Below are 20,166 nucleotides of genomic sequence, written 5' to 3'. Positions count from 1 at the left end.
CTTCGGGCATTCAATTTTCCCCTTAGATTTTCCTTACCTGTCTGTATTGAAACTAACCCCATTTCCTCTCCATCCTGAATATTCATTCCCGCTGAAAACCTGATTGATGTTTTATTTGTTATGTTATAACGTTTGTTTTTTTTCGTGTAAGGAATACACAGGGGAACAGTATGATCATGAAAAAATCGGCGTTTATTCTGGGCATGGGCGTGTTACTGGCGAGCCATCAGGCGTTGGCGCACGGCCATCATCACGGCAAACCGCTCACGGAAGTGGAACAAAAGGCGAGCGAGGGGATCTTTGACGACGTTAACGTGAAAGATCGCGCGCTGTCCGACTGGGACGGCGTCTGGCAGTCGGTCAATCCTTTACTGCTAAGCGGCGACCTCGATCCGGTGCTGGAGAAAAAAGCCAAAAAGAGCGGCAAAAGCCTGGCGGAATATCGTGCGTATTATCAAAAAGGCTATGCGACAAACGTGGAGATGATTGGGATTGAGAATAACGTCATCGAATTTCATGTCGGCAAAGAGGTGCAAAGTTGTCATTACGACTATGCCGGGCACAAAATCCTGACCTACACCTCGGGAAAGAAGGGCGTTCGCTACCTGTTTGAGTGCAAAGACGCGCAGTCCAAAGCGCCAAAGTTCGTGCAGTTTAGCGACCACATCATCGCCCCGCGCCAGTCGCAGCATTTCCACATCTTTATGGGCAGTGAATCACAGGATGCTTTGCTGAAAGAGATGGATAACTGGCCGACGTATTACCCGTACAACATGACCAAAGCGCAGGTTGTCGACGAGATGCTGCATCACTAACACAGTAAAAGGGCGGCCCGGTGGCCGCCTTAGTATTTAGAACAGGTAGCGAGTACCCAGAGTGAACTCGCTGGAGGCCAGACGGGCCTTCATCTGCTCGTCCTTCAGGCCGCGTACGTTCCCAAAGGTGTTATAGCCGCTTTCCACTTTCCCCATATCTACGTAGCGATAGCCCACGTCGAAGTTCAGGCGATCGATCGGTGAGTAGCTAATGCCCGCGCCCAGCGAATAAGCGAGATTGTTTTGCGTGCTGTCGGCGTATTCACGGGCGGTGTTGCCCTGCCAGCCGCCGGCTTTCACTTTCGCAATGCCCACGCCAGCGGTGCCAAACAGCGACACCCCATAGCCAATATTGTAATCGCGATAGACGTTCAGCATCAGCCGCTCGGTGTTCAGCTTCAGGTGGTTGAAGCTAGTCGGGAAGACGGTGGAGCCGCTGGTAAACTCGGTTTTCTGGCGGAAGGTGTATTCCCCTTCGGTACGCCAGCCATTGCCGTACTGATAGCCTGCCGCCAGCGAAGCGCCGCCGAGCCTGTCTTTTTCTTTGCCGTCAACAAACTGGCCGACGCCAGGACGGCTGCTGGTATCCTGGTCGCTGGCGCGCTGCTCGCTGTGCACGTATTTTGCCGAAGCGTAATAGCCTTCATCGCTGGTGGCTGCGGCGGCATGGCCCGCGCTCAGCAAAACCGCCAGCGTGAGTATGTTTTTCTTGTGATTCATGTTTTGGCTCCTTGCCGTGTTAGCCCGCGTTCAATTCTTTCTCAATGCTTTTTAAGCCTTCCAGCGCACAGGCCTGATCCAGATGTCCACCCGGTGCGCCGCCGACGCCGACTGCGCCAATCACCTGTTCACCGGACTTCACCGGCACGCCGCCCGCCAGCAGCAGGAAGCCAGGGATATCACGCATATTGGCCGCGCCGGCGTTGGACTGAGAGCCTTTCATTACGTTGTCGGTTGGGTTTTTGGTGGTCAGCGAGGTGAAAGCTTTCATGCGGCTGGCTTCCACGGTATGCGGCCCGGCGTTGTCCATGCGTTTCATCACCAGCGGCGTGCCTGAACGATCAACCACGGTGACCGCCACGTTGTAGTTATCTTTGGCGCACACCTGAAGAACGCTTTGTGCCAGCTTATCGGCAAGCTCAAGGGAGAGGTTTTTCTGGCTCAGCACGCCGGTGGCGGCGCTGGCGGTAGAGACGATGCCGCCCAGCAGCAGGGCGCTTAACAGAAGACGTTTCATGATGTTGCTCCAGAGTTGTTGGTTATGGAGCAATACTATGCAACGAGTCACAGGCGGGAAATTGGCGCGAACACCTAACTTTCCAGGTAGTTTTACTTAGTCTCTTTGGCGATGCCGCCGTAGGTTTTTAGCAGCTTAGGCAGGGAATTTACTTCCAGCTTGGCGAAAATGTTAGCGCGATGCGCTTCCACGGTGCGAGGAGAAAGCGAGCACAGCTGCGCGATCTCCTTGCTGGAATAGCCCTGAATCAGCTGCTCCAGCATCTCTTTTTCGCGCGCGGTAAGCGTCGCCAGTTTCTCCTGCAGCGGCAGCCATTGCTGCCGGGCTTCGGCTTTCGCTTTCTGCTGTTCCATCGCCGCACCAACGACTTCGAACAGCAGGTCGGCATCAACGGGCTTGGTAAGAAACTCAAAGGCACCGTTTTTAAAAGCCCGGCGGCACAGGTCAATGTTGCCGTGCCCGGTCATGATAATCACCGGCAGCGTCAGGCCTTGCTGCGTCCACTCCTCCAGCAGCGTCAGCCCGGTTTTTCCCGGCATTCGGATGTCCAGCAGCATGCAGCCGCTGAGCTGGCTGAAGTCACCGGCGTTTTGCTGAAAAGCCTGGGCGCCGTCAAAAACGTGAGTTTGCCAGCCGACGGTGGCGAGCAGGAGGCTCAGCGAGTCGCGAATGGCGGCGTCGTCATCAATCAGCCAGATGCACGGTTCCATAATTTCTCCTCATCCCGTAGCGGGAACCAAAGGCGGAAACAGGCTCCGCCCCCCGGCATGTTGCTGACTTCAATGGTACCGTTCAGGCGCTGTACCAGCGTATCGGCGAGTGCCATCCCCAGCCCAACACCCTGCGCACGGGTGGTGAAGAACGGGATAAAGACCTGTTCCAGCGCTTCCGGGGAAAGCCCCGGCCCGCCGTCGGTCAGCGTCAGCGCGATACCCTGATTTTCAATTGTCGCGTCCAGATGTATCCAGCCCGCGCCGCTGGTCTGTGCCTGAATCGCGTTGCTGGCGATGTTATGCAGGATTTGCTCCACCCACAGCGGCGGGGCAAACAGCGGCGGCAGGTCGTCGGCAAACTGGCTGGTGGCGCGGATTTTTCCGCTGCTCAGTTCGTTATCCAGCAGTCTGCATACGCGCTGCCAGAGCGGCGGGAGATCGACCCGTTGGTACTCGGCTCGCTCGCTGGTGAGCTTCTGGCGGAACTGACTTAGCAGGGCATCGATACGCTTTATTTGCAGCACGGCGGCGTCCAGCAGGTCAGGAACCTGGGCCGGGTTCTCCTGCTTAATTAGCCGTACTGCCGCCTGGTTGTAGCTCATGATGGCGGTTAGCGGCTGGTTTAGTTCATGCATCATGCCGGCCGCCAGCTCTCCCATCGTATTCAGCCGCGTCAGTTCGGCATAGCGGGCGCGCAGGTCGGCAATGTCCCGGCGGCGTTTGTTCGCCTGATATTGCGTCAGTAAATAGAGTGCCAGCGCCCAGAAAATCGCCGGAGAAACGATAAGCCACCAGGGCAGTTCCGCCCATTCCGGGCTGTCGCTTGCCGACACTAAAAACGGTTGCGTCGGGCTGGCGACGGCTTTGTCCCACCGCCAGTAGCCCGCGTTGGCGTTGCCCTGTTCGCAAAGAATTGTGTTATTCCAGCTGATGCTGAGGTGTTGAAAAGTCTTTTTCTCCCCCAGGGTGTCGAGCAGCGTCGGGAGATCAATCAGCAGCGAGAGGTTAGGGCGGTTCAGCCAGTAGCGGCCATTTGATTCCGGCACAATCGCCAGGCGAGGCTCAAGGTTGTTATGCCGCCGCCACAGGACTATCTGCGGCAGGATCTTTTGTACTTCACCGGCATCCTGACTGGCTGGCAGAAGCGGGATAATGGCATCGTGCTGGGACAGCTTGACCGTAATTTCGCGATAAAGAATGCGGAAGTCGGCGGATTTGTCTTGGTATTGCTGCTGTAAAAACCAGGCGCCAAGCCCTGCGCAGCTAAGCAGCGTGAGCAATAGCCAGCTGATTATCCTTAACATGCGAAGTCCTTTGGTCGGCGACGGCTGAAAATATGGGCTTCAGTATGGAGTAACTTTTAGGCAAAAAAAAGCGGGCACCGCAGCGCCCGCCTCAGTTCAGCTTTTAGAACAATCAGTGCTTGTTACAGCCTGCGCACTGTTTGTTCTGGATCTGCTGGAAGAAGTCGTTGCCTTTGTCATCCACCAGGATAAACGCCGGGAAGTCTTCCACTTCAATTTTCCAGATGGCTTCCATGCCCAGCTCAGGGTATTCCACCAGTTCAAGGCTCTTGATGCTGTTTTGCGCCAGCACGGCAGCCGGGCCGCCGATGCTGCCGAGATAGAACCCACCGTGTTTGTGGCAGGCGTCCGTCACCTGCTGGCTGCGGTTACCTTTGGCCAGCATGATCATGCTGCCGCCGTTGGCCTGCAGCTGATCCACGTAGGAGTCCATGCGGCCTGCGGTGGTTGGGCCTAAGGAGCCGGAAGCGTAACCCTCTGGGGTTTTGGCCGGGCCAGCGTAGTAGATCGGGTGATCTTTCACGTACTGAGGCAGCGCTTCGCCGTTATCGAGACGCTCTTTCAGCTTCGCATGGGCGATGTCACGCGCCACGATGATGGTGCCGCTGAGCGACAGGCGGGTGGAAACAGGGAACCCGGACAGCTGAGCGAGGATCTCTTTCATCGGGCGGTTCAGGTTCACTTTCACCGCTTCGCCTTCACCGGCCTGACGCAGCTCTTCCGGGATGTATTTACCCGGGTTGCTTTCCAGTTTCTCAATCCAGATGCCGTCTTTGTTGATTTTGGCCTTGATGTTGCGGTCCGCAGAGCAGGAAACGCCCATGCCGATCGGGCAGGATGCGCCGTGACGCGGCAGGCGAACGACGCGGATGTCGTGGGCGAAGTATTTACCGCCAAACTGTGTGCCCAGGCCGAGCTTCTGCGCTTCTTCCAGCAGTTCCTGCTCAAGCTGCACGTCGCGGAATGCCTGGCCGTGCTCGTTGCCTTCGGTTGGCAGGCCGTCGTAGTAGTGGGTAGACGCCAGCTTCACGGTTTTAAGCGTAGATTCAGCGGAGGTGCCGCCGATAACAAACGCCACGTGGTACGGCGGGCAGGCCGCGGTGCCCAGGGTACGCATTTTCTCAACCAGGTAATTTTTCAGCTTCGCCGGGGTGATCAGAGCCTTGGTTTCCTGGTAGAGATAAGTTTTGTTGGCGGAGCCGCCGCCTTTGGCGACGCACAGGAATTTGTATTCGTCGCCGTCCACGCTGTAGAGATCAATTTGCGCTGGCAGGTTGGTGCCGGTGTTCACCTCTTTGTACATATCCAGCGGGGCGTTCTGAGAGTAACGCAGGTTATCTTCGATATAGGTGTTGTACACCCCTTGAGACAGCGCCGCTTCATCGCCGCCGCCGGTCCAGACGCGCTGGCCTTTTTTTCCCATGATGATGGCTGTGCCGGTGTCCTGGCAGGTCGGCAGAATGCCTTTGGCCGAGATTTCGGAGTTACGCAGGAACTGCAGCGCGACGTATTTGTCGTTCTCGCTGGCTTCCGGGTCGCTCAGGATGTTCGCCACCTGCTGCTGATGCGCCGGGCGCAACATAAACGCCGCATCGTGAAACGCCTGCTGCGCCAGCAGGGTCAGCGCCTGCGGCTCAACTTTAAGAATGGACTGGCCTTCAAATTCGCTTACGGAAACGTGGTCGCGGGTTAACAGGTAATATTCGGTGTCGTCATGCGCCAGCGGGAAGGGATTTTGGTAAACAAAAGGTTTGTTCGACATAGCTCGTTACTCCATAAAAATAAACCGCCGGAGGTTGCCCTCCAGCGGCTTTAAATCAGAACATCAGGGACATCCACGGATAACCAATCACCAGCAGCGCGACCAGGAACAGGCCGCCGAAGATGGTGCCCAGGCGCCAGTAGTCTTTGGTTGGCAGGTAGCCGCTACCGTAGTAGATAGGGCTTGGGCCGGTGCCGTACGGGGTGATGATGCCCATGATACCCAGCGAGGTCACCATCAGCAGACAGAACACTTCCATATTCATGCCCGGAATGGTGGAGGCGATGGTCAGCATCGCCGGCAGCAGTGCGGTGGTGTGCGCGGTGGTGCTCGCAAACAGGTAGTGCAGCAGGTAGAACGCCAGCAGCAGGACAATGGTCGCGGTGCCTGGGGCGATACCGGTCATCAGCGCGCCGCCTTCTTTACCCAGCCAGGAGATGAAGCCGGTAGAAGACAGGCCATCGGCCAGGGCAACCAGGGTGGCGAACCAGACGAAGGTATTCCACGCCGCCTTGTTATTGGTGATGTCGTTCCAGTTCAGGACGCCGGTCCACAGCATCAGGACGATAACCAGAAGGGCGGCCAGCGCAGGCTCAATCCAGCTTGCCGCGAAGATCCACATCACCAGTGCGGAGCAGACGAACACCAGCAGCAGGATTTCGTTGCGGGACAGCTTGCCCAGTTTTTCCAGTTCACGGCTCGCCCATTTTGGCACTTCGTCGTTCACTTTCACTTCAGGCGGATAGAGCCAGTAGGCCAGCAGCGGCATGGTCAGCAGTAACAGCAGGCCAAGCGGCAGGAAGGCGAGGAACCACATACCCCAGGAGATGTTGATCCCGACGATGCTTTTCACCAGCGCCAGCGCCAGCAGGTTAGGGGCCAGAGCAGAAAGGAACATTGAGCTGGTGATACATGCGGCGGTGATAGCCACCCACATCAGGTAAGAACCGATTTTACGTGCGCTCGGGTCGTTAGGTTTAGAGCCGTACAGCGGCGGCAGGTTAGCGATAATCGGGTAGATGGTCCCGCCGCTACGTGCAGTGTTGGACGGGGTAAACGGCGCCAGCAGCAGGTCGGCGAAGGCAATGGCGTAGCCCAGCGTCAGGCTGCGGCGGCCAAGGTATTTCACCAGAATCAGCGCCAGGCGACGGCCAAACTGGGTTTTATCGTAACCGGCAGCAAACATAAATGCGCCGAAGATAAGCCAGACGGTGGAGTTACCGAAGCCGCTGACCGCCCATTTAAAGGAGGCCCCCGCCAGCTTGAATTTCGGGTCGGCCATTTGTTCCGGGCTGAACAGCAGCCACTGGCTGCCAAGTGAAATGACGACGATCCCGGTCAGGCCGATAACGGCGCCCGGCAGCGGCTCGAAGATAAGCCCTACGATGACGCCGACGAAGACAGCAAAGAAGTGCCAGGCGTACGGCGGCAAGCCGTCCGGGACCGGAACCAGCATCAACAACAGTGCCACAATGATGGGCAGCGCCATCATCAGCCAACGTTTGTTGCTGCCTGCTTTTTTAGTGCTCTCTTTGAGCGGCGGTAGATTGGTGGTTATTACACTCATAATGACACCGTTATAAGGAGTTAAGGATTCTGTTTTTATTTCCGCTTACTTTAGTTTTTAAACTTTCTTTATTAATTAAATGTTGGTTTCTGGTTGTGGCGGAAATAACCATTCATCGCTTTTTATCAGCGGTGAATTAAATTCTTTGGATAATTATATATTGCGCTTTCGGGGTATATGACAATTGATCGAGATCAAGAAACAGCATTCTGTTTATTCTTTTATAAAAAAATAATAGTTCGCATATTTTCAGGGGTATTTACGCAAAAAAGTTATCAATTTGATCATTAAAAATGCGCCTCTCAGTCTATTTTTAGTGGTTTTAGCTGACTCGATTCCGCTCTGCGCAAGGCCTGGCGTGTGTCTGTGTGGTACTCTGCCAAGGTAACTGAAATGTTATATTAATTTAATAAGCTGTTATCTTTTATATTTTAATTAATAACACGTTGTGGGTAATTGTGTTATTACGGTTCTTCAATAATTTTTAAACTAACGTAAATAGTTTGGTAACTAAAAATAGTCTTATATTGTTGATATGCGAAGTGGCCAATAACCAGAACGAAAATAGTGCCAGCAACCCAATTCTCAGTTTTAAATTTTAAAGTTTGGAGTCGACATTATGAGCACCGACAAACACATGTTAAGCCCATTTACTTTACCTAACGGTACGGCGTTAAAAAATCGTCTGCTAATGGCACCGATGACCACCTGCACCGGGTATTTTGATGGCACCGTGACCGAAGAGCTGGTGGAGTACTACCGCGTCCGTGCCGGGAGCATCGGCACCATCGTGGTGGAATGCTGCTTTATTGACGATTTGGGCCTCGCATTCCCGGGCGCTATCGGGATAGATACCGACGAAAAAATTGCCGGCCTGGCGAAAATCGCCTCCGCGATTAAGGCTGAAGGCTCCAGAGCGCTGCTGCAGATTTACCACGGCGGCCGCATGGTTGACCCTAAACTCATCGGTGGCCGCACGCCGGTTGGCCCTAGCGCACTGGCTGCACCGCGTGATGGCGCCGCAACGCCGCGTGGCCTGACCACAGAAGAAGTGGCAGGCATGGTCACCAAATTTGGTGACGCCGTTCGCCGTGCGATTCAGGCAGGTTTTGACGGTGTGGAAATCCACGGCGCGAATACCTACCTGATCCAGCAGTTCTACTCCCCGAACTCAAACCAGCGCGACGACGAATGGGGCGGCAGCCGCGATAACCGCGCTAAGTTCCCGCTCGCTGTACTGGATATCACCCATCAGATGGTGCGCCAGTACGCCGACGACGCGTTCATCATCGGCTATCGCTTCTCCCCGGAAGAGCTTGAAGTCCCGGGCATTCGCTTCGACGACACCATGTATCTGTTGGAAAAACTGGCCGCGCGCGGTCTGGACTACCTGCACTTCTCCCTGGGTTACTCGCTGCGTCCGTCGATCAACGACACCAGTGACCCGACGCCGCTTATCAACAAATACTGTGCAATGCGTTCCGACGCGCTGGCGCAGATCCCGGTGATGGGCGTGGGCGGCATCGTCAATGCATCCGACGTGGAAACCGCGCTGGAACACGGGTATGACCTGGTGGCCGTGGGCCGCGCCTGCATCGCCTACCCTGACTGGACTGCCCGCATCGCCAACGGCGAAGTGCTGGATCTGTTTATCGACAGCACCAAACGTGAAGAGCTGACTATTCCTGAGCCGCTGTGGCGCTTCTCGCTGGTCGAGGCGATGATCCGCGACATGAGCATGGGCGGTGCCTCTAAATTCAAACCGGGGATTTTCGAAGAAACTGTTAGCGATGACGTCAATCAGCTGGTGATCAACGTCAGCCTCGACAGCGATCGCATCGCCGATATCGTGCTGGCTTCTGGCCCGCAGGACGACGTTGAATTCACCACTAACTTCGAAGAAATTCGTACCCGCATCCTGACCGCCAACTCGCCGTTTGTGGATGCCATTTCCGGCGCGACTTCCCAGAGCGAAGCGGTGAAAAAAGCCGTTTCTAAAGCGATGGTGAAATCCAGCAAACAGCAGGCATTTGAAGAAAGCGGCGGCGTTAGCGCCCCGCAGAGCTACGACGTGGTTGTGGTCGGCAGCGGCGGTGCCGGTCTGGCGGCGGCGATTCAGGCCCATGACGAAGGTGCCAGCGTCCTGATCGTTGAGAAGATGCCGTCCATCGGCGGGAACACCGTCAAGGCATCTGCCGGCATGAACGCGGCGGAAACCCGCTTCCAGCGCGTAAAAGGTATTCTCGACAGCAAAGAGCTGTTCTATGCCGAAACCCTGAAAGGCGGCTACAACAAAAACAACCCTGAGCTGCTGCATCGCTTTGTGGAAAACGCCCCGCAGGCCATTGAGTGGCTGGCGGATCGCGGCATCATGCTGAACGACATCACCACCACCGGCGGGATGAGCATTGACCGCACCCACCGCCCACGTGATGGATCGGCGGTTGGCGGTTACTTGATCAGCGGCCTGCTGCGTAACATCAACAAACGCAGCATCGACGTGCTGATGGAAACAGCGGTAACGGAAATCCTGTTTGACCAGGGCGCGGTCAGCGGCGTGGCGCTGCTGACGGACGAAAACGAAGCGCTGACCATCCACGCGAAAAGCGTGATCGTGGCGACCGGCGGCTTCAGCGCCAACAGTTCGATGGTGGTGAAATACCGCCCGGATCTGGAAGGCTTTGTCACCACTAACCACAAAGGCGCAACGGGTGGCGGCATCGCGCTGCTGGAAAAACTGGGCGCAGGCACCGTGGATATGGGCGAAATTCAGATTCACCCAACCGTGGAGCAAACCACTTCGTACCTGATTTCCGAGTCCATTCGCGGCGGCGGTGCCATCCTCGTGAACCAGAAAGGCAGCCGTTTCTTTAACGAAATGGAAACCCGCGATAAAGTGTCGGCGCAGATTATCGCGCTGCCGGAGAAATACGCTTACATCGTGTTCGACGAGAACGTTCGCACCAAAAACAAAGCGGCGGATGAATACATCGCCAAAGGCTTTGTGGTCAGCGCCGAAGGGCCTCGCGAACTGGCGGAGAAACTGGGGATGGATTACCACACCTTCCTCGCCACGCTTGAGCGTTACAACGGCTTCGTGGAAAATCAGTACGACGAAGATTTTGGTCGTAAAACCGCGCTGCGTAACCCGATTAAAGATGGTCCGTTCCACGCCATCCGCATCGCCCCAGGGGTGCACCACACCATGGGCGGCGTGACCATCAACGCCGAAACCGAAGTGCTGGATAAACAGCACCAGGTTATCCCTGGCGCATTCGCGGCGGGTGAAGTGGCCGGTGGTATTCACGGCGGCAACCGCATCGGCGGTAACGCAGTGGCCGATATTATTGTCTTTGGTACCCTGGCGGGCCATCAGGCGGCAAGCTGGGCAAAACGCTAAGCCCGACTGCGCCCCGGCTTTTGCCGGGGCGCAACCCTTTCAGCAAAAGGAGTCCGCTATGTCACAACCCGAAGGTGTTTATGGCTACTCCGCCGTTTTAATGGGCTCGCCCATTCTCCTCAAGCTGTTCGAAGCCAACGAAACGCTCGCCTCCCAGGTGTTCCGCCTGATCAAACAATACGAAGACCTGCTCACCGTGAACCGCGCCGAATCCCAGGTGATGAGTATCAATCACGCCGCGGGCAAACATCCGGTCACCGTCAGCCGTCCCGTGTTCGAACTCATCAAATGCGCCAAAGCCGCCAGCCAGTTTCCCGACAGTATTTTTAATCTGGCCATTGGCCCGCTGGTGAAGCGCTGGAAGATTGGTTTTAAGGGCGACAGCGTGCCGCCGGCGCAGGATATCGCCGCGCTGCTGCCGCGCACGCAGCCACATCAGGTGGTGCTGGACGAAGCCGAAGGCAGCGTTTATCTGGCGCACAGCGGCATGGAAATCGACCTGGGCGCGATAGCCAAGGGCTACATTGCCGACCGCGTGCGCGACTTCCTGAAGCGTCAGGGCGTGGAGCAGGGATTGATTAACCTCGGCGGCAACGTACAAACGCTGGGTTCGCCGGAAGGCGGCTGGTCCATCGGGCTGAAAAAGCCGTTTAGCGGCCCGGACGAGATGCTGGGCGTGATTGAGGTGGCAAACAAGTCGGTGGTGACGTCCGGCGTTTATGAGCGTTATTTCGAACTGGACGGCAAACGCTATCACCATATTCTCGATCCGCGTACCGGCTATCCGCTGGACAACGACCTGGATAGCGTGACGATCGTGTCGACTGACTCTTTAGACGGTGATATCTGGACCACGCTGATTTACGGGATGGGCGTCGAGAAGGGCTGCGCCGTGCTGGCAAATCGCCCCGATATCGAGGCGATTTTTGTCACAAAACGGCGAGAGATTATTCTCTCTTCCGCCAGCCAGTTCCGCTTTACGTTACTGGATGACGGCTACCAGCTGATTACTGGCAGTACTGCTTGAGCAGGCCAAGCTGCTCGGCCTGCAGGCGATAGCGGTACACCGGGCGGCCGGTCATGCCGTAATGAATGCTGGTGAACAGAATATTGATCTGCGCAAGCCAGATCAGATACTTACGGCATGAAACGCGAGAGATATTCACCGCTGCCGCCAGTTCGTCGGTGGAGAACTCTTCCGTCGGGTGCGTGTCGATCCACTGGCAAATGGTGCGCAGCGTTTGCGGCGTCAGCCCCTTCGGCAGGCGCTTGGCGTCCGCCACCACCGGCGAGCCACCGTGCAGCAGCCTGTCAACGTCCGCCTGCTCGTAATATTTGTGGGTGCCCATCAGGTTTTTCTTTTCGCGCCAGTTGGTTAACGCTTCTTCAAAGCGCGGGAACTGGAACGGTTTAATCAGGTAATCCACCACGCCGTAGTGCATCGACTTCTGGATAGTGGCCGCGTCCGCCGCCGACGAGATAACGATCACGTCGATGGTTTTCCCCGCTTCACGTAGCGTCGGCAGCAGATCCAGGCCGTTGTCCTGCTGCATATAAACGTCCAGCAGGATCAGATCGATTTTTAACTCCGGGTTGCTGACCATCTCCCGCGCCTGTTTCAGCGTGGAGGCGGAACCGCAGCAGGTAAAGCCCGGGATTTGGCTGACGTAGGCGCGGTTAAGCTCCGCGACCATCGCATCATCATCAACAATTAAGACATTAATCACGCATTGTTCCTTTCACTATCCCAGGGTAACTGCACAAAGAATTGGGTGAAGACGCCGGGTTCTGACTCCACCTGAATACTGCCGCCGAGCCGCTCAAGCTGCTGCCTGGCGAGGAACAGCCCCACGCCGCGCTGATCGCCTTTGGTGGAGTAGCCTTTGTCAAAAATAGACTGAATATGGTCCGGATCGATGCCCGGCCCGTCGTCGCTGACCTCAACGCTCAGCACGCCGTTCTGATAGTGCAGTAGTACGCCCACCTCGCCATCAGCCTGGCCTGCCATTGCGTCCAGCGCGTTCTCTATCAGGTTGCCCAGCGCGGTAATCAGCGCCATCACCTGAAGCTCGTTCGGGTTGTCCGGCAGCTGGCATTCATCGGCAAGCGCCAGATGGTGGCCCGCTTCCCGCGCGCGGTTAATCTTGCCAATCAGGAACCCGGCAATGACCGGCGACTTAATTTTGCTCTGCAGCGTGCCAATTTCCGTCTGGTAATTGCTGGCGGTTTGCAGAATGTACTCTTCAAGCTTGTCGTAATGTTTAAGCTGCAGCAGGCCAAGAATGACGTGCAGCTTATTCATAAATTCGTGTGAGCGCTCGCGCAGCGCGTCGACATAATTCACCATGCCGTCTACACGCTGGGTCAACAAATTGATTTCAGTCTTGTCGCGGAAGGTACTGATGGCGCCGATCACCTGATTATTTATACGAATTGGCACCGCATTACACAAGACCAGGCGACCATAGCTGATGATTTGCCTGTCCTGAATCGGCGTGCCGGTATGAAGCACTTCGCACAGCGTTGCCACCAGCGGCCCCGGCGGCACGGTTTTGCCGAGGCGGAAATCATCCGGGGAGAGCAGCAGCTTGCGCGCCGCGTGATTGATGAGCGTCACCCGGCCTTCGCGGTCGACGGCGATAATGCCCTCTTTGACGGACTGCAGCATCGCCTGGCGCTGCTCGAACAGGGCGGAAATTTCATACGGCTCGAAGCCGAACAGAATGCGTTTCAGTACCCGTACCAGCACCCAGGTGCCGAGCGAGCCGAACAGGGCGCTAAATAACACCGTCCAGAGTACGCTCCAGCGGCTTTTGCTGATCTGCTCATCCACTTTGCTGAGCGAAATGCCGATGGCGACCACGCCTATCTGCTTATGCTGCTCGTTATAGACCGGCGTAAAAACGCGCAGGGCTTCCGCCAGCACGCCGTGGTTGATAGAAACATTCTCTTTGCCCTCCAGCGCCGGGAAAATGTCGTCGCCGATAAAATGCGAGCCGATATTGCCGGGTTTGGGGTGCGAGTAGCGAATGCCGTTCATGTCGGTCACCACCACGAACAGCAGGTCGTTACGATCCTGCACGCGTGAGGCTACGGGCGGGATGATGTCTTTACTGTGGGGCTGCGTCAGGCCGTACTTGATCGTTGGATCGTCGGCCAGGGTTCTCGCCACCGCCAGCGCGGTGTCTTTCAGGCCGCTGCGGGTGGCGTTGCTTATCTGGATAAAATACAGGGCGTAAACCACAAGCAGCACCGAGCCGATAACGGCGCACAGCATCAGCGTCACCGAGGTGCTGAGTTTCATCGGGCGCTTGGCCGTCGTTTGCGGGGGCTTTGTGTCGCTCATGGTTGTTCCGGTCCGGGGCGCAAACGCTGATTATCGCCGATGGAACCGGATTGTAAAAGCCGTGTCAGAGATAGCGGCCAATATACCTCTGCGGGGAAACGCCCAGTTTTTTCCGGAACATAGCGATAAATGCGCTGCTGCTGGCGTAGCCGAGCGTGCTGGAGAGATTGCTGATGGTGGTGCCGCGCGCGAGGTGGCAGACGGCTTCCACCAGGTGCATTTGCTGTCGCCATTCGGTAAAGCTGAGCTGGGTTTCTTCCCGGAACAGCCTGGCCAGCGTTCTTTCGCTCGCGCCTACCTGTTTGCCCCACCAGGCCAGGGTTTCCCGCTGGGAAAGGTCGCTGCATAGCGCATCGCAAAGCTGGCGAATACGCCTGTCGTGGGGCAGGGTGATGTGGCACAGGGCAATATCCTGCAAGCGCAGAAGCTCGTTGTGCAGCAGATCATGCAATAACTGGCTTCGCTGCGGGTCGGCGGGCTTTTCAAGGCCGGCGACGGTCACAGACTGAAACAGCGGCGTAACGGCCAGGCTGCGGCTGTGGCGGCTGAATGCGTTTGAGGCTGCGGGCGTCATGTACAGGTTGTGGGTCACCACTTTACCGATGGCCTCCAGGCCGTGCGGCAGGCGCCCCGGCAGCCAGAGCGCGTGGCCGGGGGCGACCACCCAAACGTTTTGCTCGCTGCGGATCTTCGCCACGCCGCTGACCGGGTAAATCAGCTGGCCCTGTTCGTGGGCGTGAAACGGTTCCTGGCTTCCTGCGCTATAATGGAGTTCTCGTACTTCCAGAAACGCTTCCTGCGGACTCTGCTGTGTGAATTGCTTTATCATTTGTTGCCTGCCGTTCGTCCGATTCTCGCCATTTCATGATGCAGTAGCGCGTTAAGACAATGTCTGTCCGCTTTGCGATATCTCCCCATCCGATCGCGCTATTCTGCCACGGGTGCTCTTCTCTTTTAAAGGTGAATAATTATCATTTCGATCCTCTTCTTATAACATGATACGGTCGATATGAAACAGGGCGGATGGGTAAACGGGAACATGCCTTTGAAGGCGTTAAGTTGTGCGGTCTTTGCGGCGTGCGCGGGCTTTGCCCATGCAGCAGACAAACCGGCGGCACAGGACAGCACGATGGTCGTTACGGCCACGGCACCTTCTTCTTCCGGCCAGGAAGATGAAACCAGCGTGGTGGCGCATGAGGCGGTGGCGGGCACCAAATCCAGCTCGCTGATTAGCCGCACGCCGCAGAGTATTTCGGTGGTGACCAAGGCACAGATTGCGGCGATGGCGGCAAAAAATATTCCCCAGACGCTGCGCTACGTCGCGGGCGTCTCGTCGGAAGATGCTGGCCCGGATACCCGCTTTGATACCATCATGGTGCGCGGCTTTGAAGCCGACGAATACCTGGACGGCCTGCGTTTGCCGCGTGAAGCCTGGTGGAGCCGCCCGGCGTGGGATCCGTTCCTGCTCTCCCGCATTGAAGTGGTCAAAGGGCCTGCTTCCGTGCTTTACGGCCAGGCGAACCCCGGTGGCGTGGTGAACCTAGTCAGCAAAACGCCTCAGGCCCAGCCGGGCGGCCAGGTTTACGTCAGCGCCGGGAATAACAGCCAGTTCGGCACCGGCTTCGACGTGACCGGCCCGCTGACCGACAGCAAAGAGTGGCTGGGCCGCGTGGCGGGTACCTTCTTCGACACCAAAACGCAGGTCGATCACACCCGTTACCAGCACTACGACATTGCTCCGTCCGTCACCTGGCAGCCAAACGACCGCACCAGCCTGACGCTGCTGGCGCAGCTGCGCCAGGATCCTGATACCGGCTTCTACAATATGCTGCCGATGAAGGGCACGCTGGTGAACAACCCGAACGGTAACATCGGCACCCACTTCTACGGCGGCCAGCCGGGCTTTGATACCTACACCCGCAGGCAGGGCAGCATCGGTTATCAGTTCCGCAGCGAGCTGAACGATAACGTCACGCTGCGCCAGAACGTGCGCTACATCAGCAGCAGTGCCGATTACCGCATGGTCTATCCGTTCGGGACTTACCCGACCCAGCCGCAGGTTGACCGTTACTCCATGAACCTCACCGAGACGATGAGTAACTTTGCAGCAGATAACCAGGGCGAGTTCCGCTTTGATACCGGCCCGGTGTCGCACACTGCGCTGCTGGGCGTGGATGTGATGCACTCCTCGGTGCGCAGCCAGGCGGGCTACGGCGACGCTTCGCCGCTGAATTACCTCCACCCGGACTACAGCCCGTTGGTGGAAGTGCCTGCGTTTACCAGCAACAGCCATTCTACGATGGATCAAACGGGGCTTTATCTGCAGGATCAGCTGGCGCTGAATAACTGGGTGATGAGCCTGGCGGGGCGCTACGACAGCGCGCAAACCAAAGCCACCAACCTGTTGAACGACACTCACCAGACGCGCAACGACTACGCGACAACCGGCCGCGCGGGGTTGCTGTACCACTTTGATAACGGTATTGCGCCGTACATCAGCTACTCGACCTCGTTTGTGCCAAGCGCCGGCACCGACTTTAACGGTAATGCGTTTAAGCCAACCAAAGGCAAGCAGACCGAAGTCGGGCTGAAATACGATCCGGTCGGGATGGACGCGCTGTTTACCCTGGCGCTGTTCGATCTGCGCCAGACTAACGTCGCCACGCCGGATCCCGATCATGTGAACTACAGCGTGCAGACCGGCGAGATCCGCTCGCGTGGGATCGAGCTGGAAGGCAAGGTGAACGTCACGCCTGCCTGGCAGATCCTTGCGTCTTACTCGCTGACCGACCCGGAAGTGATGAAGGCGAACGACGGCAGCGAAGGCAAACACCCGACGGGCATTTCCCGCAACCTGGCTAAGCTCTGGAGCCAGTACGCGTTCAGCGGCCCGCTGGATGGTTTCTCCGTCGTCGGCGGCGTGCGTTATGTCGGCCCAAGTTACGCCACCACCGATAACTCGCTGCAGGTGCCGGGCGCCACGGTCTATGACGCCCGCATCGGCTGGCAGTATCGCCAGTGGCAGGTCGCTCTTAACGCCGCCAACCTGACCAACAAAACCTACCTCGCCGCCTGCCAGAACAACGGCTGTGAGTTCGCGGTTAAGCGTCAGTACGTGGCCACGTTAAGCTACCAGTGGTAAGCGAATGCTCTCCCGCAGACGTTTACTGACCTTAGCGCTGGCCGCTCCGTTTATCGGGGCGGCTGGTGCCGTTTCCGGGCCTCCGCAGCGCCTGGCGGTGCTCGACTGGGGGCTAACCGAGCTGATTCTGGCGCTCGGCGTCACGCCGCAGTCGGTTTCCGCTCCCGACTGGTACCGCAAGCTGATTGGCACGCCGGAGCTGCCCGCCAGCGTGGTGGATATTGGCCTGCTGTTTCAGCCGAACCTCGAAACGCTGTACGCGCTGAAGCCCGATCTTATTGTGATCACGCCAGGCCATGCGCTGCTCAAGCCCCAGTTGGAGCGCATCGCGCCGACGCTTACCCTGCCAACCGGCAGCCTCGCCGAATGGCAAGTCTCCCTCAATAAGCTGGCTACCGTGCTGCGCCGTGAACCTCAGGCGCGTGCGGTGTTGGCGGCCTTTGAGCAGGCTTCGCTTCATGCCCGAGAGTCTGCCGCGGCTTATCAACGCCCGCTACTGATCGCCACGCCGATAGACGCGCTGCATATGCGGCTTTACGGCACAGGCAGCCTCGCCGGAGATGTGCTGGCACGCTGTGGTTTCAGCAATGCCTGGCAAGGCGGCGTTAATTCCCAGGGCGAAGCGATGGTCGAGTTAACGCGCATCGGCGCAGACAATGCCGGGCTGATTCTATTGCCGGAGGACGGGCAATGGCCGCAGATCCAGCGCTGGCAGAGTTCATTGCTGTGGCAGCGCCTGCCGCTCACTTCTCAGCCTCAACTGGCTTTCCCGGCGCAAAAATTCAATTCCGGTGGCGCGCTGGTGACGGCCACGCGCATCGCCGAAGCATTGGGGCAGATTGTGACGGGGTGGCAACGTGGCTGAGACGGGAAAAACGACGGCTTCCTGGCTGCTGATAGCCGCACTCTGGGCGGCAAGCCTGATCATGGCGCTGCAAAGCGTGGCGCAGCACGGCGGGCTTGTTCAAGGTCTGAGCGTGCTTTTTAGCTCGCAAATGCCGAATGCGCAGGCGGTGATCCTGCATTCCATGTGGTTCCCGCAGCAGGTGATGGCGTGGCTCGGCGGCGCGGGGCTGGCGCTTTGCGGCTGGCTGATGCAGCGCGCGCTGCGCAATCCGCTGGCGGAGCCGATTACCCTCGGCATGACCTCCGGCGCGACGCTGGCGTTAGGCGTGGCTTCGATGTGGTTCCCGGCCACGTTGCTGACGGCCCGCACCGGCGTGGTGATTACCGGGGAAGTTGCCGCTTTGCTGCTGGTGTTGCTGCTTTCCTGGCGGCAGCGCCTGTCGCCGCTGGTGATGATTCAGGCCGGGATGCTGGTCAACCTGTGGTGCGGCTCGCTGACCATGATCATGGCGGTGATCAACGACCGTTTTCTGCTATCGGTGCTGATGTGGGGCGGCGGCTCGCTGGCGCAGCAGGACTGGGGCGGCGTGACGACGATCCTGCCCTGGCTGGGGCTGTGCTTGCTGGCATTGCTGCTGTTGCTTCGCCCGCTGGCGCTGCTCAGGCTGCCGGAGGCGATGGTGAACAGCTTAGGCGCTTCTCCGCTGTTGATCCGTTCGGCGGCGATGGCGCTGGCGTTGGTGATGAGCGCTCTAATCATTAATAGCGTCGGGGTGATTGGTTTTATCGGCCTCGCCGCCCCGCACCTGGCCAGGTTAGGTGGGGCGCGCACCACGCGGCAAATGCTCTGCCATTCTCTGCTTATCGGCGCCGGTTTGCTGTGGTTCACCGATCTGTGCGTCAGCCGTATCACGCTGCTGGACGGGCAACTGCTGCCCGTCGGCATGCTAACCGCTTTAACCGGCGGGCCGCTGCTGATTCTGCTTGCGGGCAAAGCCCGGCATCAGGTGCAGGACACCACGCCCTCCGCCTACGAAGGCGAGGCGTGTGGCGTGCGCTTCCCGGCGGGCACTGCTTTTGTGTTGCTGCTGGTGGCTATTGTGCTGTCGCTGTTTGTCGGGCAAGGGCTGCACGGTTGGCACTGGACGACCCTTGCAGAACAACACGCTCTGCTGCCGATGCGCCTGCCGCGCCTGCTGGCGGCGTTAAGCGCCGGAGCTTTGCTGGCGGCCGCGGGCGTATTGATGCAGCGCGTTAGCGGCAACCCGCTGGCAAGCCCGGAGATCCTCGGCATCGGCGGCGGGGCAGCGATGGGCGTGACGGCGTTTCTGCTGCTATTCCCGGCGGGCGGGACAGGGCTGATGATCCTCAGCAGCGCCACCGGGGCATTAATTAGCCTGCTGATAACGCTGTGGAGCAGCCGCCAGAGCGCCTTTAACCCGCAGCGGGTGCTGCTGAACGGGCTGGCGCTGAACGCGCTGTTCCAGGCGATTGCCAGTATCGTGATGCTCAATAACCGCCAGGCCAGTTCGATGCTGCTGCAGCTGATGACCGGCAGCACCTACTACGTTAATAACGGCATCGCCATCGGCGTGTTCTTCGCCATGTTGCTGCTGCTGGCGGTTTCTCCACTTTGCAGACGCTGGCTGCTGCTGTTACCGCTTGGGCAGGTGAGCGGCTCGCTCGGCGTGAATGTTGCCAGGGCGAGGATTAGCGTACTGGCGCTGGCCGCATTGATGACCGGACTTGCCACGTTGATCGTCGGGCCGGTGTCGTTTGTTGGGCTACTGGGGCCGCATCTGGCGCGAAAAGCCGGCGCGAAACGCCCGATGGCGCAGTTGTTCACCGCCGCGCTGTTGTCCGCGCTGATTATGGTGCTGGCGGACTGGATGGGCCGCAATTTTCTTTATCCGCGTCAGCTGCCCGTGGGGCTGGTGGCGTCGCTGGTCGGCGTACCGCTGCTGGTATGGCCGCTGATTCGTAGCCGGGCGCATACACATCAACAATAGCGCCGGAAGAGTAATGTCGAAAAGG

General features: G+C 58.0%; 15 protein-coding genes. 6 read left to right on the top strand and 9 right to left on the bottom strand.

Features of this window, described 5'->3' with window-relative positions; all coding sequences use genetic code 11:
- The first annotated feature begins 170 nt into the window (after positions 1-170).
- Positions 171-815 (top strand): metal-binding protein ZinT, encoded by a 645-nt coding sequence (gene zinT / locus CNE01S_RS14915; RefSeq protein ID WP_061277116.1) that lies wholly within the window; start codon positions 171-173, stop codon positions 813-815.
- Positions 816-851: 36 nt separating this feature from the next.
- On the opposite strand, the gene CNE01S_RS14910 is transcribed toward zinT, so the two are convergent.
- The 6 genes from CNE01S_RS14910 to CNE01S_RS14885 form a co-directional block, all read right to left on the bottom strand.
- The gene (locus CNE01S_RS14910; protein ID WP_061277115.1) at positions 852-1,535 is read right to left on the bottom strand and encodes an outer membrane protein; all 684 of its coding nucleotides are present in this window, start codon (positions 1,533-1,535) and stop codon (positions 852-854) included.
- A gap of 19 nt (positions 1,536-1,554) precedes the next feature.
- A complete protein-coding gene (locus CNE01S_RS14905) occupies positions 1,555-2,052 on the bottom strand; it encodes a GlcG/HbpS family heme-binding protein (protein ID WP_061277114.1) in 498 nt (165 codons plus the stop codon).
- Between the two features lie 92 nt (positions 2,053-2,144).
- On the bottom strand, positions 2,145-2,762 hold the full coding sequence (locus CNE01S_RS14900; RefSeq protein ID WP_061277113.1) for a response regulator transcription factor: 618 nt from the start codon (positions 2,760-2,762) through the stop codon (positions 2,145-2,147).
- Entirely contained in the window at positions 2,741-4,069 is a 1,329-nt protein-coding gene (locus CNE01S_RS14895) for a sensor histidine kinase (protein ID WP_061277112.1), read from the bottom strand. Before CNE01S_RS14895 ends, CNE01S_RS14900 begins: the two co-directional genes overlap by 22 nt.
- 112 nt (positions 4,070-4,181) lie before the next feature.
- On the bottom strand, positions 4,182-5,831 hold the full coding sequence (gene fumA, locus CNE01S_RS14890) for a class I fumarate hydratase FumA (protein ID WP_061277111.1): 1,650 nt from the start codon (positions 5,829-5,831) through the stop codon (positions 4,182-4,184).
- Between the two features lie 55 nt (positions 5,832-5,886).
- On the bottom strand, positions 5,887-7,398 hold the full coding sequence (locus CNE01S_RS14885) for a DASS family sodium-coupled anion symporter (RefSeq protein ID WP_045781484.1): 1,512 nt from the start codon (positions 7,396-7,398) through the stop codon (positions 5,887-5,889).
- 619 nt (positions 7,399-8,017) lie between these two features.
- Here CNE01S_RS14885 and CNE01S_RS14880 point away from each other — a divergent pair.
- Entirely contained in the window at positions 8,018-10,798 is a 2,781-nt protein-coding gene (locus CNE01S_RS14880; protein ID WP_061277110.1) for a flavocytochrome c, read from the top strand.
- A 58-nt stretch (positions 10,799-10,856) separates the two neighbouring features.
- A complete protein-coding gene (locus CNE01S_RS14875; protein WP_061277109.1) occupies positions 10,857-11,825 on the top strand; it encodes an FAD:protein FMN transferase in 969 nt (322 codons plus the stop codon).
- On the opposite strand, the gene dcuR is transcribed toward CNE01S_RS14875, so the two are convergent.
- The 3 genes from dcuR to CNE01S_RS14860 form a co-directional block, all read right to left on the bottom strand.
- Positions 11,806-12,525 (bottom strand): two-component system response regulator DcuR, encoded by a 720-nt coding sequence (gene dcuR, locus CNE01S_RS14870; protein ID WP_061277108.1) that lies wholly within the window; start codon positions 12,523-12,525, stop codon positions 11,806-11,808. The two genes, CNE01S_RS14875 and dcuR, sit on opposite strands and share 20 nt — an antisense overlap.
- Positions 12,522-14,144 carry a sensor histidine kinase gene (locus CNE01S_RS14865; protein WP_061277107.1) on the bottom strand — a complete coding sequence of 541 codons (1,623 nt, stop codon included), beginning with the start codon at positions 14,142-14,144 and terminating at the stop codon, positions 12,522-12,524. The genes dcuR and CNE01S_RS14865 overlap by 4 nt, the downstream gene beginning before the upstream one ends.
- Positions 14,145-14,208: 64 nt before the next feature.
- Positions 14,209-14,973, bottom strand: coding sequence for an AraC family transcriptional regulator (locus tag CNE01S_RS14860; RefSeq protein ID WP_061277106.1), 765 nt, complete (start codon positions 14,971-14,973; stop codon positions 14,209-14,211).
- Between the two features lie 210 nt (positions 14,974-15,183).
- Between CNE01S_RS14860 and CNE01S_RS14855 the strand changes: the two genes are divergently transcribed.
- Genes CNE01S_RS14855 through fhuB form a run of 3 tightly spaced genes read left to right on the top strand, consistent with a single transcriptional unit; the run spans position 15,184 to position 20,141 of the window.
- Complete coding sequence (locus tag CNE01S_RS14855; protein WP_245874484.1) at positions 15,184-17,286, top strand: TonB-dependent siderophore receptor; 2,103 nt, start codon at positions 15,184-15,186, stop codon at positions 17,284-17,286.
- A 4-nt stretch (positions 17,287-17,290) separates the two neighbouring features.
- Positions 17,291-18,151: an iron-siderophore ABC transporter substrate-binding protein gene (locus CNE01S_RS14850; RefSeq protein ID WP_061277104.1), complete on the top strand. Its 861-nt coding sequence runs from the start codon at positions 17,291-17,293 to the stop codon at positions 18,149-18,151.
- Complete coding sequence (gene fhuB, locus CNE01S_RS14845) at positions 18,144-20,141, top strand: Fe(3+)-hydroxamate ABC transporter permease FhuB (protein ID WP_061277103.1); 1,998 nt, start codon at positions 18,144-18,146, stop codon at positions 20,139-20,141. The genes CNE01S_RS14850 and fhuB overlap by 8 nt, the downstream gene beginning before the upstream one ends.
- The last annotated feature ends 25 nt before the right edge of the window (positions 20,142-20,166 follow it).

Source organism: Cedecea neteri NBRC 105707 = ATCC 33855 (genome assembly GCF_001571265.1).
Classification (GTDB): Bacteria; Pseudomonadota; Gammaproteobacteria; order Enterobacterales; family Enterobacteriaceae; genus Cedecea; species Cedecea neteri.
The sequence above is the reverse complement of the archived record's forward strand: the minus strand, read 5'-3'. Positions and strand labels throughout refer to the sequence as shown.